The sequence below is a fragment of the Ferrimonas senticii DSM 18821 genome (assembly GCF_000422665.1).
GTDB lineage: Bacteria > Pseudomonadota > Gammaproteobacteria > Enterobacterales > Shewanellaceae > Ferrimonas > Ferrimonas senticii.
On sequence record NZ_AUGM01000021.1, the window covers coordinates 48,767 to 62,384 of the forward strand.

General features: G+C 56.8%; 11 protein-coding genes and 2 tRNA genes. 12 read left to right on the forward strand and 1 reads right to left on the reverse strand.

Annotated features, from left to right (window positions below):
- Nucleotide 1 precedes the first annotated feature (1 nt).
- From ispD to G506_RS0111800, 6 genes are all read left to right on the forward strand, one after another.
- Nucleotides 2-697: a 2-C-methyl-D-erythritol 4-phosphate cytidylyltransferase gene (gene ispD / locus G506_RS0111775; protein ID WP_028117043.1), complete on the forward strand. Its 696-nt coding sequence runs from the start codon at nucleotides 2-4 to the stop codon at nucleotides 695-697.
- Complete coding sequence (gene ispF / locus G506_RS0111780) at nucleotides 694-1,170, forward strand: 2-C-methyl-D-erythritol 2,4-cyclodiphosphate synthase (protein WP_169628104.1); 477 nt, start codon at nucleotides 694-696, stop codon at nucleotides 1,168-1,170. Before ispD ends, ispF begins: the two co-directional genes overlap by 4 nt.
- A 37-nt stretch (nucleotides 1,171-1,207) precedes the next feature.
- The gene (gene truD, locus G506_RS19575) at nucleotides 1,208-2,260 is read left to right on the forward strand and encodes a tRNA pseudouridine(13) synthase TruD (protein WP_240473421.1); all 1,053 of its coding nucleotides are present in this window, start codon (nucleotides 1,208-1,210) and stop codon (nucleotides 2,258-2,260) included.
- The gene (gene surE, locus G506_RS0111790; protein WP_028117045.1) at nucleotides 2,257-3,003 is read left to right on the forward strand and encodes a 5'/3'-nucleotidase SurE; all 747 of its coding nucleotides are present in this window, start codon (nucleotides 2,257-2,259) and stop codon (nucleotides 3,001-3,003) included. The genes truD and surE overlap by 4 nt, the downstream gene beginning before the upstream one ends.
- Nucleotides 3,000-3,650 (forward strand): protein-L-isoaspartate(D-aspartate) O-methyltransferase, encoded by a 651-nt coding sequence (locus G506_RS0111795; RefSeq protein WP_051202087.1) that lies wholly within the window; start codon nucleotides 3,000-3,002, stop codon nucleotides 3,648-3,650. The genes surE and G506_RS0111795 overlap by 4 nt, the downstream gene beginning before the upstream one ends.
- A gap of 95 nt (nucleotides 3,651-3,745) precedes the next feature.
- Complete coding sequence (locus G506_RS0111800; RefSeq protein ID WP_240473422.1) at nucleotides 3,746-4,609, forward strand: peptidoglycan DD-metalloendopeptidase family protein; 864 nt, start codon at nucleotides 3,746-3,748, stop codon at nucleotides 4,607-4,609.
- An 83-nt stretch (nucleotides 4,610-4,692) separates the two neighbouring features.
- On the opposite strand, the gene mutS is transcribed toward G506_RS0111800, so the two are convergent.
- Nucleotides 4,693-7,221 (reverse strand): DNA mismatch repair protein MutS, encoded by a 2,529-nt coding sequence (mutS, locus tag G506_RS0111805; protein WP_051202088.1) that lies wholly within the window; start codon nucleotides 7,219-7,221, stop codon nucleotides 4,693-4,695.
- Between the two features lie 265 nt (nucleotides 7,222-7,486).
- Here mutS and recA point away from each other — a divergent pair, with 265 nt between their 5' ends.
- The 6 genes from recA to G506_RS0111835 all read left to right on the forward strand — a co-directional run bounded on the left by recA (nucleotide 7,487) and on the right by G506_RS0111835 (nucleotide 13,604).
- Nucleotides 7,487-8,539 carry a recombinase RecA gene (gene recA, locus G506_RS0111810; RefSeq protein WP_028117049.1) on the forward strand — a complete coding sequence of 351 codons (1,053 nt, stop codon included), beginning with the start codon at nucleotides 7,487-7,489 and terminating at the stop codon, nucleotides 8,537-8,539.
- 309 nt (nucleotides 8,540-8,848) lie between these two features.
- Entirely contained in the window at nucleotides 8,849-11,470 is a 2,622-nt protein-coding gene (gene alaS / locus G506_RS0111815) for an alanine--tRNA ligase (RefSeq protein WP_028117050.1), read from the forward strand.
- A gap of 9 nt (nucleotides 11,471-11,479) precedes the next feature.
- Complete coding sequence (locus G506_RS0111820) at nucleotides 11,480-12,700, forward strand: aspartate kinase (protein ID WP_028117051.1); 1,221 nt, start codon at nucleotides 11,480-11,482, stop codon at nucleotides 12,698-12,700.
- 104 nt (nucleotides 12,701-12,804) lie between these two features.
- A complete protein-coding gene (gene csrA, locus G506_RS0111825; RefSeq protein WP_028117052.1) occupies nucleotides 12,805-13,002 on the forward strand; it encodes a carbon storage regulator CsrA in 198 nt (65 codons plus the stop codon).
- 299 nt (nucleotides 13,003-13,301) lie between these two features.
- A tRNA-Ser gene (locus tag G506_RS0111830) sits at nucleotides 13,302-13,392 on the forward strand.
- Nucleotides 13,393-13,527: 135 nt separating this feature from the next.
- Nucleotides 13,528-13,604 (forward strand) — tRNA-Arg (locus G506_RS0111835).
- The last annotated feature ends 14 nt before the right edge of the window (nucleotides 13,605-13,618 follow it).

Sequence of the window (13,618 nt, forward strand, 5' to 3'; positions counted from 1 at the left end):
TATGTCATTTGCAGCAGGGCAGCCGTTGTATGCGGTAGTGCCGGCCGCTGGTGTTGGCAAACGGATGGGCAGCGCCATCCCCAAGCAATATCTGCCACTGGCTGGGCGCGCCATCCTAAGCCACACCTTAGGGCTGCTGTTAAGTCACCCTCGGATCGATAAAGTAGTGGTGGCGTTGGGCGCCGAAGATGGCTATTTCTCTGACCTTGCCGAAGCGGGCCACCCGGATCTTATCGTTGTCAGCGGCGGTGCAGAGCGCAGCGATTCGGTGCGTTTGGCGTTGGCGGAATTGCCGGAGGAGGCGTGGGCGTTGGTGCATGATGCGGCGCGGCCCTGTTTGCATCACGATGATATCGATGCGTTGCTGGCCCAATGCGGCGCGCAGGGGGCGATCTTAGCCAGTCCAGTACGCGATACCATGAAGCGCGCCAATGGTGTTGGCAATATCGATCACACCGTCGAACGTGAAGCGCTGTGGCATGCGCTGACACCGCAGCTGTTTCCGGCAAAAGCGCTTAGCCAAGCGCTAACCGAACATCAGCATAATCGCGCCATCACCGATGAAGCGTCGGCGCTGGAGCTGTGCGGTTGGACCCCGAAACTGGTGGCTGGCCGTGCTGATAATATTAAAGTCACCCACCCAGACGATCTGCGTCTGGCAGAGCTGTTTTTAGCGGCAGCAAGGAGCGAGCAATGATCCGCATTGGCCACGGTTTTGATGTACATAAATTTGGTGGCGATGGCCCGGTGATCATCGGCGGCGTTGCCGTTGATTACCCACAAGGGCTGATCGCCCACTCCGACGGCGATGTGGTGCTGCACGCCATTAGCGATGCGCTGCTTGGGGCGATGGCGTTGGGGGACATCGGTCATCACTTTCCTGATACCGATCCGGCCTTTAAAGGCGCCGACAGTCGAGTGTTACTGCGCCGCTGTGTCGAGCAAGTCCATCAGCGCGGTTATCAGATCGGCAACTTGGATGTGACTATTATTGCCCAAGCGCCAAAGATGGCGCCGCACATTGCGGCGATGCGCGCCAACATTGCCGCTGATCTGCAGGTGGCGATTGACCAAGTGAATGTCAAAGCCACCACCACCGAACAACTGGGCTTTACCGGCCGCAAAGAGGGCATTGCCACCGAAGCGGTAGTGCTGATCAACAAGATCTAAGCCGGTATTCCGAGATAACCCTTTAATAGGCATTGAAATGACTGATTACAGCTTGCCAGAGTGGCACTACCTTTACGGCAAACCAACCGCAACCGGCCAGATCCGCGGAGCGCATGAACACTTCCAAGTGGAAGAGATTTTGCCGTTTGTGCCGGATGGCGAGGGCGAGAACCACATGGTTCATGTGGAAAAACGCGGGCTGACCACCCACCAAGTGGCCGGCATGCTGGCCAAGTTTGCTGGGGTACCAGCCCGTGATGTCTCTTGGGCTGGTCTGAAAGATAAGCACGGCGTTACTCGCCAGTGGTTGAGTGTTCGTATCCCGGGCAAATTGGAGCCGAAGTGGACCGAGCTGAACAGCGACCAGCTGACCATTTTGTCTGCCAGCCGTAACCTGAAAAAGCTGCGCACCGGCGCGCTGCTGGGCAACCGCTTTAAGATCGCCATCAGCGGCATCGACAACCCAGAAGCGCTGCTGACAAAAGTCGCCGAGCTGCAAGCTGGGGTGCCGAACTACTACGGCGAGCAACGCTTCGGTCACAGCGGTGGCAATGTAGAGCGCGCGCTGGAGATGTTTGGCGGCAAACGCATTAAAGATCGCAATAAACGCAGCATCTACCTGTCTGCCGCCCGCAGTTTCCTGTTTAACCACGTGCTGTCGGCGCGTTTGGCGAAGTTTGGTAACGTTGGCCTGGCCGGTGATGCCTTGATGCTGGCCGGTTCCAACAGTTACTTTATTGCTAACGAGTGGGATCAACTGTTGCTGGATCGTCTGGCCAGTCACGATGTGAGCCTGTCGGCGCCGCTGTGGGGCGATGGCGAGGGCATTGCCCAAGCCGAAGCGGGTGAGTTCGAGGCGCAGATCGTCAGCCAGTGGCCAGAGATGTGCACCGGTTTAGCGAATGCCCGTTTGGATCACGACCGTCGTCGCGCCCTGCTGATCCCAGAGCAGTTGCAAGCCAAGGTGGAAGATGGCCTGCTGTGGCTGCAATTTGTACTACCAGCGGGGGCTTTTGCTACCTCGTTGCTGCGTGAATTGGTGGATTACACCGACGCCCAGCAGCTGCAATTTGAGAAGGAACGTCAATGAGAATATTGGTAAGCAATGACGACGGCGTGCATGCGCCGGGGATTAAGGCGTTAAGTGACGCCTTAGCCACCATTGCTGAGGTGATTACCGTTGCCCCAGATCGCAACTGTTCTGGGGCGTCCAACGCATTGACCCTAACCAACCCGCTGCGGGCACAGCAGCTGGATAACGGCTTTTACCAGATCAACGGAACGCCGTCCGACTGCGTGCTGGTTGGCATTCGCTCGCTGATGACTGAAGAGCCTGACTTAGTGGTGTCTGGCATCAATGCTGGCGCCAACCTGGGCGATGACACCATCTATTCCGGCACCGTGGCGGCGGCGATGGAAGGCCGTCATCTGGGCTTCCCAACCATTGCGATTTCGCTTTGTGGCCGTGAATTGGTGCATTACGACAGCGCTGCGGCGATTGCGGTAAATGTGGTTAAGGGGCTGCTGAATAAGCCATTGCCGCAAGATCGGATCCTCAATATTAACGTGCCGGATCTACCGCTGGAGCAGATCCGTGGCATTAAGGTTACCCGTCTTGGGGCCCGTCATGCCGCTGAAGAGATGCTGACCATGCAAGATCCCGCTGGCCGCGATGTCTACTGGATCGGTCCGCCGGGAGCGCAACAAGATGCCGGTCCCGGCACCGATTTTGATGCCATCGCCAATGGCTATGTGTCGATCACGCCGCTGAAAGTGGACTTAACCGCCCATGAGCAACTGGCCGAGTTAACAGACTGGGTGGCAACGTTATGAGTTTGGCCGCAGCGGCGGCGACCGCTGGCTACAGCGGCCGCTTGCTGGCGCAACTGCGCGATCAAGGCATTGCCGATGAACGGGTGCTGGCGGCGATGGCAGCGATCCCCAGACAGTTGTTTGTGGATGGCGCGTTAACCCTGCGGGCATGGGAAAATACCGCGTTACCAATAGGTGCTGGCCAGACTATTTCGCAGCCGTATATTGTGGCGCGGATGACCGAGTTGCTGCTGCAGGATCTGCCTGCGGGGCCGGTGTTGGAACTGGGCACTGGCAGCGGCTATCAAGCGGCGGTGCTGGCGTCAGTGGTACCGCAACTGTGCACCATTGAGCGGATCAAAAGTTTGCAGATATTGGCACGGCGCCGCCTAAAGCAACTGGATCTGCACAACATCAGCTTTAAGTACGGTGACGGTTGGCAAGGCTGGGCCAGCAAAGGGCCGTTTGCTGGGATCATCGTCACTGCGGCAGCGACTCAGGTGCCACAGGCGTTGTTGGCACAGTTACAAGATGGTGGCCGCTTGATCATCCCCGTTGGCGATCAGCAGCAGGTGCTGCAATTGATTGTCCGTCGTGGCGATCAATTCCACAGCCAGCAAATTGAAGTGGTGCGGTTTGTGCCCTTGGTCGCGGGAGCGACGGAATAGCTCAGCGCGGCAGCGACCGAATAACTCATTCGGCTGTAGGGCTGCATAACAATAGCCGTAACACGGCGAGCAAAATCATGGAGTAATAGTCGTTGGTGCAAGTTGGGGACAAGATCGGCCGTTGCCGTCTGTGGTGGTTGCCGCTGCTGGCCGGATTGCTGCAATTAACCGGTTGCAGTTCATCGGCTCCGGCGCCGGTGGCGGCGCTGGATACCGCGCCGGTACGCAGTTTGCCAAAGGGCAGCTTAAGCGGCAGCCACTACGTGGTACAGCGTGGCGATACCCTCTATTCCATCGCCTTTGCCTCTGGCCGTGACTTCAGAGCGCTGGCGCGCAGCAATGGACTGGACCGCGATTACACCATCTATCCGGGGCAGCGCTTGTCGCTGAACACCAGCCGCTATCGGCCACCGGCACCAGCCAAAGCGGTGAGCAGTAAGCCGGTCGCTAAACCTGCGCCGAAACCGGTAGTTAAGCCAGCGGCGCCAGTTGCAGTGGCCAAGACTCTGGCTAAGCCTGCGGTTGTGGCTAAACCGCAACCGAAGCCAGCGGCGCCAGTGAAGCGCGAAGCGCCGCTGCCAAGCAAGGTGGCGAAATGGATCTGGCCGGTTAGCGGCAAAGTTATCCAGGGATTCTCCAATGCCGAGCAAGGCAACAAAGGGGTCGATATTGCCGCTGCCAGTGGCACTCCGGTGGTTAGCGCCGCCGATGGCCGGGTGGTGTACGCTGGCAGTGCGCTGCGTGGCTATGGTCAGTTGTTGATCATTAAGCACAGCGACGACTACCTCAGTGCGTATGCCCACAACCGCAAGCTGTTGGTGAAAGAACAGCAGCAGGTGAAGGTGGGGCAGAAGATCGCTGAAGTGGGCAACACCGATGCCGATCGCAACATGCTCCACTTTGAGATCCGTTATCAGGGCAAATCGGTGGATCCAATCCGCTACCTGCCACGTCGCTAGTTTTTGGCTAGTGGCTTTTGCCAATAAAAATGGCCGCTGAGGGGACTCAGCGGCCATTTTTTATGTGGCGATGGTGGTGCCGATTAAAGCTGCTGTTTCAGCTGATAGAGCAGATCCAGCGCTTGCCGCGGGGTCAGGCTATCGGGATCAATCGCGCTTAAGCTTTCTACTACCGGATGCGGCTCTGGCAGCAGCGGCAGTTGCCCTTGCGGCATCGCCGTCAGATCTTGGCGTTGCCCCTGTTCATTGGCTTCCAGCAGCGCCAAGCGTTGGCGAGCGCTGCGCACCACTTCCACCGGCACCCCAGCTAGCGCCGCCACTTGCAAGCCGTAACTGCGACTGGCTGGTCCTTCTTGCACCGCGTGCATAAAGGCGATGCTGTCGCCGTGCTCGATGGCATCCAGATGGACGTTGTGAACGCCGTCGAGCAGCTCCGGCAGTTGGGTGAGCTCAAAGTAGTGGGTGGCAAATAGGGTTAGCGCTTGCAGCTTATTGGCTAACTGCTCGGCTGCCGCCCACGCCAGAGACAGACCGTCGTAGGTAGAGGTGCCGCGGCCAATCTCATCCATCAACACCAGCGAGTTAGTAGTGGCGTTGTTGAGGATATTGGCGGTTTCGGTCATCTCCACCATAAAGGTGGAACGGCCGGAGGCCAGATCGTCGCTGGCGCCGATGCGGGTAAAGATCCGATCGATAGGTCCCAGCACCGCTTGCTCGGCAGGAACGAACGAGCCGATGTGCGCCAGCAGGGCAATCAGCGCGGTTTGGCGCATGTAGGTCGACTTACCGCCCATGTTCGGGCCGGTGACGATCAACATCCGCCGCTCCGGTGATAGGTGCACGGGGTTGGCGATAAACGGCTCTTTCAGTACCTGTTCGACCACAGGATGGCGGCCACCATCGATGTGAATGCCAGATTGCGCCACCAGTTGTGGACGGCAGTAGTTGAGGGTCTCAGCGCGTTCGGCCAGGTTTTGCAGTACGTCCAACGCGGCGCAGGCTTCCGAGCACTCTTGCAGCTCTGGCAATACCGGCAGCAGCAGATCGAACAACTCTTCCCACAACCGTTTCTCCAGCGTCAGCGCCGCGCTTTGACTGCCCAGCACTTTGTCCTCATGGGCTTTCAGTTCGGCGATGATAAAGCGCTCGGCGTTTTTCAGGGTTTGACGGCGGATGTAGTCGTGTGGCACCAGCGCCGATTGCGCTCGGCTTACTTCAATAAAGTAGCCGTGGACGCGGTTGTAACCGACCTTCAAGGTGGCGATGCCGGTGCGGGCTTTTTCCCGCGCTTCCAGCTCTTCCAGATAATCGGTAGCACCGCGTGACAGCGCTCGCAGCTCATCCAGCTCGGCGTTATAGCCCTCGGCTAGCACGCCGCCATCGCGGATGATCACTGGCGGGTTGTCGATGATGGCGCGTTCAAGCAGATCGACCTGCTGTGGGAATTCGCCTAAACGACGGGCTAAGTTTGCCGCGTGCGGGGTATCCAGTTCTGCTAGCAGATCTTTAAGCTGCGGCAGTTGCTGCAGGGCGCTGCGCAGACGAGTTAAGTCCCGCGGGCGGGCACTGCGCAAAGCCAGACGGGCCAGTACCCGCTCTAAATCGCCGACCGGTTTCAGTTGCTCCGCCAGATCGACATACAGGCCAGAGGTTTTGATGGCGCTGACCATCTCTAAGCGGGCGTTAAGCCGCTCCGGTTGGCGCAGCGGCTGATGCAGCCAGCGGCCAAGCTGACGCGAGCCCATGGCGGTGGCACAGCCATCCAGTACCGAAGCCAAGGTGTTTTCCAAGCCACCGGCGAGGTTTTGGGTCAGTTCGAGGTTACGGCGGGTGGCGGCATCCAGCACGATATGCTGATTGTTTTGCTGCTTAATCAGACTGCGAATGTGCGGCAGGGCGGTACGCTGGGTATCGCGCACATACTGCATCAAACAACCGGCGGCGCACAGCGCACGCTCGGCTTGTTCAACCCCAAAGCCGGTCAGATCGCGAGTGCCAAATTGTTGGTTTAGCAGTTGCCGTGCGGTGCCCAGTTCAAACTCCCACTCGGGACGGCGGCGCAGCCCTTTTTGCTGCTCCAGTAGGTGCATCGGTCCGAACTGCTCAGGGTACAGCAGCTCCACTGGGCTGGTGCGTTGCAGCTCGGCGGCCAAGGCCTCGTCGCTTTCCAGTTCGTTCACCATAAAGCGGCCGGAGGCCAGATCCAACGTGGCGTAACCGTAGTGACCGCGCAGCTCAAATACCGCCGCCAGCAGGTTTTCCCGCCGCTCTTGCAGCAGCGCTTCATCGGTAATGGTGCCAGGGGTGATGATCCGCACCACTTTGCGTTCCACTGGCCCTTTGCTGGTGGCGGGATCGCCGATCTGTTCGCAGATGGCGGCGGATTCACCGCGCTGTACTAGCTTGGCCAGATAACCTTCAACGCTATGGTACGGCACCCCGGCCATTGGGATCGGTTCACCTTGGCTGGAGCCGCGGGCGGTCAGCGAGATATCCAGCAATTGCGAGGCTTTCTTGGCGTCGTCAAAGAACAGCTCGTAAAAGTCGCCCATTCGATAAAACAGCAGCACCTCTGGATGCTCTGCTTTAATCGCCAAGTATTGGCGCATCATCGGCGTGTGCTGTTCGCCTGCAGGTTTAGCTTTGGCCACGAATTCCTCTGCAACAGTTGGTTTTAAACAAAGCCGACATGATACCGAAATCTGTTGCTGGAGGCAGGGGAACAATGGCCATATTCAAGGAATTTACTGTGACCTATTGATACTGTATGACTATACAGTATACTGGTCGCAATTCTGTTTATCGCGGCGCCAAAGTTGGGTTCGATTTTTCACCCTATCTACGGTTCGGCATCGCAAATTTCTTCGGAGCACGACAATGGATGACAACAAAAAACGCGCCCTCAGTGCGGCGCTAGGCCAGATTGAAAAGCAGTTTGGTAAAGGCTCTATCATGCGTCTGGGCGATGCCACTGCGATGGACATCGATTCAGTATCTACCGGCTCACTGGGCCTGGATATCGCCCTAGGCATTGGCGGTCTGCCATACGGTCGTATCGTTGAAATTTACGGGCCAGAGTCCTCCGGTAAAACCACCATGACCCTGCAGGTTATCGCCGAGGCACAAAAGCAAGGTAAAACCTGTGCATTCGTGGATGCCGAACACGCGCTGGATCCAGTGTACGCTGGCAAGCTGGGCGTGAACGTTGATGAACTGCTTGTATCCCAGCCAGACACCGGTGAACAAGCGCTGGAGATCTGTGACATGCTGGTGCGCTCTGGCGCCGTTGACGTGGTGATTGTCGACTCCGTAGCGGCACTGACTCCGAAAGCGGAAATTGAAGGTGAGATGGGCGACAGCCACGTTGGTCTGCAAGCCCGTCTGATGTCGCAGGCGCTGCGTAAGCTGACCGCCAACATCAAACGTTCCAACACCCTGTGTATCTTCATTAACCAGATCCGGATGAAGATCGGCGTGATGTTCGGTAGCCCAGAAACCACCACCGGTGGTAACGCGCTGAAGTTCTACGCCTCGGTACGTCTGGATATTCGCCGCATCGGTGCCATCAAAGAGGGCGACGAAGTAGTAGGTAACGAAACTCGCGTTAAGGTTGTTAAGAACAAGGTTGCGCCACCGTTCAAACAAGCGGAATTCCAGATCCTGTACGGCGCAGGTACCTCTAAGCACGGCGAGTTGATCGACTGGGGCGTGAAGCAGAAGCTGATTGAAAAATCCGGTGCCTGGTACAGCTACAAGGGCGACAAGATTGGCCAAGGTAAAGCTAACTCAATGCGCTTCCTGCAAGAAAACCCAGCCATCTCTGACGAGATCGAAGCGCTGCTGCGCGAACAGCTGCTGGTGACCGCCAAGCCAACCGATAACGACGCCGATCAGTTCGACGCCGAACACGACGGTGCAGAGCTGTCTTAAGCGTAATCGTCTTAAGCGTTAGCTAGCTGTAAGAAATATTACCGAGGGCCCCGTAAGGAGCCCTCGGTTTTTGTATCTGTTGGCCCCATCAGGCCAAACTTAGCGGTAACCGGACCGTTGACGAATGGTTACCATTAACCATTGGCGAAATTATCTTCATTTCTGCGGTAGATGCAGGGCAATGCCGCCGCAAGGGTGGTTTAGCACCAATCGTTGCGGATATACTACAGCGTTTAATTTAACCGCCAGAACTGCCGCGCGAACGCTTGCTTTAAGCGCCCGGCAGGGTCAGATATCAGGATGACTTCCATGCACATGACTACCGCAGAGATCCGCGAAGCGTTTCTTGAATACTTCCGTTCCAACGGCCACGAGCGCGTTGAGTCCAGCTCTCTGGTACCTCATGACGATCCAACTTTGCTGTTCACCAACGCCGGTATGAACCAGTTTAAAGATTGTTTCTTAGGTGCCGAGCAGCGCAGTTACACCCGTGCGACTACGGCGCAGCGCTGTGTGCGTGCTGGCGGTAAGCACAACGATTTGGAAAACGTCGGTTTCACCGCACGTCACCACACCTTCTTCGAAATGCTGGGTAACTTCAGCTTCGGCGACTACTTCAAGCGCGACGCGATCAAGTTCGCGTGGGGCTTTTTGACCGAAGAGCTGAAACTGCCAAAAGAGAAGCTGTGCGTTACCGTGTACGAGACCGATGACGAAGCGTTCGATATCTGGAATAAAGAGATCGGCGTACCGGCGGAAGACATCATCCGTATCGGCGACAACAAAGGCGCTCCGTACGCGTCTGACAACTTCTGGGCGATGGGTGACACCGGCCCATGTGGTCCATGTACCGAGATCTTCTACGATCACGGCGAGCAACACTGGGGCGGCCGTCCAGGCACTCCGGAAGAAGATGGCGATCGCTTCATCGAGATCTGGAACGTGGTATTCATGCAGTACAACCGTCACGCTGACGGCACCATGGAGCCACTGCCGAAGCCATCGGTAGATACCGGCATGGGCATCGAGCGTGTGGCGGCGATCATGCAAGGCGGTCACTCCAACTACGACATCGACATCTTCCAGACCCTGATCAAACAAGCGGCAGCGATTGTTGGTACCGATGAACTGGACAACAAATCTCTGCGCGTTATTGCCGATCACATCCGTTCCTGTGCGTTCTTGATCGCGGACGGCGTAATGCCATCCAACGAAGGCCGTGGCTATGTGCTGCGTCGCATCATCCGTCGCGCCGTGCGTCACGGTAACAAGTTGGGCGCGCAAGGCACCTTCTTCTACAAACTGGTTGGTGCCCTGGCTGACGTGATGGGCGGTGCCGGTGCCGAGCTGAAAGCTCAGCAACAGATGGTAGAAAAAGTGCTGCGCATCGAAGAGGAAAACTTCGGTCGTACGCTGGAACGTGGTCTGCAGATCCTGAACGACGCGCTGGAAAACCTGGACGGCAAAGTGCTGGACGGGGCCACCGTATTTAAGCTGTACGACACCTACGGTTTCCCGGCGGATCTGACCAACGACGTTGCCCGTGAGCGTGGCTTTGAAATTGACGAAGACGGTTTCACCGCGGAAATGGAAGCGCAGCGTCAGCGTGCTCGTGATGCCGGCAAGTTCTCTGCCGATTACTCCAACGTCACCGCCATCGATGCCAAGAGCCAGTTTACCGGTTACGACAACGTCGAGCAGTGGGGCAAAGTGGTTGCCATCTACAAAGCCGGTGAAGCGGTCAACCAACTGGTTGAAGGTGAAGAGGGTCAAGTGATCCTAGACAACACCAGCTTCTACGCAGAAAGCGGCGGTCAGGTGGGTGATACCGGTGAGCTGATCATGCAAGACGGCGCCTTCACCGTAACCGACACCAAGAAGTCTGGCGATGCGATCCTGCACATCGGTTACGTATCCGGTGGCGAAATCCACGTGGGCGAAGAGCTGACTGCTGCTATCAACATGGAGCGTCGTCAGGCAATCAAACTGAACCACTCCGCCACTCACTTGCTGCACGCCGCCCTGCGCAGCGTACTGGGCGAGCACGTGACCCAGAAAGGTTCTCTGTGTTCCCACAACGGCTTGCGTTTTGACTTCAGCCACTTCGAAGGCGTCAACAGCAAACTGCTGCGCACCGTAGAGAAGATGGTTAACGATCAGATCCGCGCTAACCATCAAGTGGCGACTCGTCTGATGGACATCGACGCCGCTAAAGAAGCCGGTGCGATGGCGCTGTTTGGCGAGAAGTACGACGACGAAGTGCGCGTGGTGGGCATGGGTGAGTTCTCTACCGAACTGTGTGGTGGTACTCACGTTGACCGTACCGGCGACATCGGTTTCTTCAAGATCGTGTCCGAAGGCGGTATCGCTGCTGGCGTACGTCGTATCGAAGCGATCACCGGCGAAGGCGCGATCAACGCGATGCACGAGCTGGGCGACAAGCTGGAGTCGATTTCGGGTCTGCTGAAATCCGACAGCCACAACATCGCTGATGCGACTCGCAACCTGATCGAGCGCACTAAGTGGTTGGAAAAAGAAGTTGAGCGCCTGTCCGGCAAACTGGCTGGCCACCAAGTGGCGCTGCTGGCGGACGACGCACAACAGATCGCTGGCGTTAAAGTGGTGCTGGCGAAAGTGGAAGGCATCGATTCCAAAGCGCTGCGCGACACCATGGATCAGCTGAAGAACAAGCTGGGCAGTGGCGTTGCCGTACTAGCAGTGGTGAGCGACGACAAAGTAAGCCTGGCTGCGGGCGTAACTAAAGATCTGATCGGCAAAGTGAAAGCCGGTGAACTGGTGAACTTGGTTGCGACTGCCGTTGGCGGTAAAGGCGGCGGTCGCCCAGACATGGCGATGGCCGGCGGCACCGACGCGGCGGCACTGCCGCAGGCGTTGCAAGACGCTCAAGCCTGGTTGGCTGACAAGCTGTAAGCGCACCCTGTGGCACTGTACGTCCAAAAGTTCGGCGGCACCTCGGTCGGCTCATTAGAGCGGATCGAGTCGGTCGCCGACCGCATCGCTCGCTCGGTGCGTAATGGTCATCAACTGGTGGTGGTGTTGTCAGCGATGGCTGGCGAGACCAACCGCTTGGTATCGCTGGCGCATCAAGTCTCGGCGGATCCCGATCCGCGGGAAATGGATATGCTGATCAGCACCGGCGAGCAGATCTCGATTGCCCTAATGGCGATGGCGCTGCAAAAGCGCGGTCTGCAGGCGCAAGCGTTGCTGGGCGACCAGGCGCAGATCCTCACCGATGATCGCCATGGCAAGGCACGGATTAAATCTGTCGCCACCGATAATTTGGATCGTTTGCTTAGCCAAGGGATTATCCCGATTGTGGCAGGTTTCCAAGGTCGTACCGACCAAGGCGAGCTGACTACCTTGGGCCGAGGCGGCAGCGATACCACCGCTGTAGCGTTAGCTGCAGCGTTAAAAGCTGACGAATGTCAGATCTATACCGATGTTGATGGGGTCTATACCACCGATCCTCGGATCGAGCCGAAAGCTCGAAAAATGGATGTCATCACCTTTGAAGAGATGTTGGAGCTGTCTAGCCTTGGGGCCAAGGTGTTGCAGATCCGCTCGGTCGAGTACGCAGGGCGCTACAATGTGCCTTTACGGGTACTGTCGAGTTTCGATTCAGGAGAGGGCACCTTGATTACCTACGATCAGATCGATGGCCAACCGCCAATGGTATCTGGCATCGCCTTTAACCGTGACGAAGCCAGCCTTACCTTGGTTGGGGTGCCAGATCGCGCTAACGTAGCGGCACAAATCTTAACCCCGATCAGTGCAGCTGGCATTGAAGTCGATATGATTGTTCACACCACTACAGTGGCAGGACAAGCTGATTTTACCTTTACTGTGCATCGCAACGATTGTTCGCAGGCGTTGGCATTGTTGCAACCGGTGGCGCAGTCCTTGGGCGCGCAACATGTGAAGTCCGACGCCGGTCTGTGTAAAGTGTCGGTGGTTGGTGTAGGTATGAAGAATCACTCTGGCGTCGCTAGTCGCATGTTCCAGACCCTCGGCCAAGAGGGAATCAACGTGCAACTGATCGCAACCTCGGAGATAAAAATATCAGTGGCCATTGACGAAAAGTACTTGGAGCTCGCGGTACGCAGTCTCCACAGTGCATTTGAGTTGGCTGAAGACAACTGAACCTTAGCTGGATGGCTATGGATTTAATCTGGTCTAACTTTATAATACCGCTAGAAGATTTGACCGCCTCAGCGGACAGAGTTAGATAACGAAGGAGCAAACGAATGCTAATTTTGACTCGCCGTGTGGGCGAAACCTTGATGATCGGCGACGAAGTAACCGTAACCGTGCTTGGGGTTAAAGGTAACCAGGTACGTATCGGCGTAAATGCGCCGAAAGAGGTTTCCGTACACCGTGAAGAGATCTACATGCGGATCCAAGCGGAGAAAGACGGCGGAAATGGCCCAAGCGGCAATTTCTAATCGCGAAAAAACCGGAGCTGAGCTCCGGTTTTTTTGTGCCTAAAAATAGCCGTTTGCCTCGGTTCGCCTATTTTCGGCAGTCAAAGCGTCATTTGTTATTATATTAGGCGGGGTAGAAGCCACCTTGAAGGTCCCTCTTTACCAAGCCTCAGTCGCGCTTTATTGATGTGATTTAGCACGCATTTTGTGCAATCTGTTTAGTGGTTCGTCGATGTGGTTAATGACTGCGCAAACAAACCTCAAGTCGACAAAAAAGCGTTTGACTTATTTTCGGCAAAACGTACTATACGTCCCGCAACGGTGAGATGGCCGAGTGGCTGAAGGCGCACCCCTGCTAAGGGTGTATGGGTTAATAGCTCATCGAGGGTTCGAATCCCTCTCTCACCGCCATATTTAAGGGAAGCCGCGCAGAGCGCGGCTTCTTCTTTTCATTAAGGTGGAAGCCCTGCTTAAGTTGCCAATTGGCTGCTAGAATAGAGCTGCAAACCATAACTCGCCTAACCGAGTTAAACTGTTAGATTCTGCGCGCTCGTAGCTCAGCTGGATAGAGTACCTGGCTACGAACCAGGCGGTCGGAGGTTCGAATCCTCCCGAGCGCGCCATTATTTCGCTTGAT

Bases quoted from the DNA above. Each gene is read 5' to 3' on its own strand.
- ispD (WP_028117043.1), top strand. From the start codon at position 2: ATGTCATTTGCAGCAGGGCAGCCGTTGTATGCGGTAGTGCCGGCCGCT.
- ispF (WP_169628104.1), top strand. From the start codon at position 694: ATGATCCGCATTGGCCACGGTTTTGATGTACATAAATTTGGTGGCGAT.
- truD (WP_240473421.1), top strand. From the start codon at position 1,208: ATGACTGATTACAGCTTGCCAGAGTGGCACTACCTTTACGGCAAACCA.
- surE (WP_028117045.1), top strand. From the start codon at position 2,257: ATGAGAATATTGGTAAGCAATGACGACGGCGTGCATGCGCCGGGGATT.
- G506_RS0111795 (WP_051202087.1), top strand. From the start codon at position 3,000: ATGAGTTTGGCCGCAGCGGCGGCGACCGCTGGCTACAGCGGCCGCTTG.
- mutS (WP_051202088.1), bottom strand. From the start codon at position 7,221: ATGATGCGCCAATACTTGGCGATTAAAGCAGAGCATCCAGAGGTGCTG.
- recA (WP_028117049.1), top strand. From the start codon at position 7,487: ATGGATGACAACAAAAAACGCGCCCTCAGTGCGGCGCTAGGCCAGATT.
- alaS (WP_028117050.1), top strand. From the start codon at position 8,849: ATGCACATGACTACCGCAGAGATCCGCGAAGCGTTTCTTGAATACTTC.
- csrA (WP_028117052.1), top strand. From the start codon at position 12,805: ATGCTAATTTTGACTCGCCGTGTGGGCGAAACCTTGATGATCGGCGAC.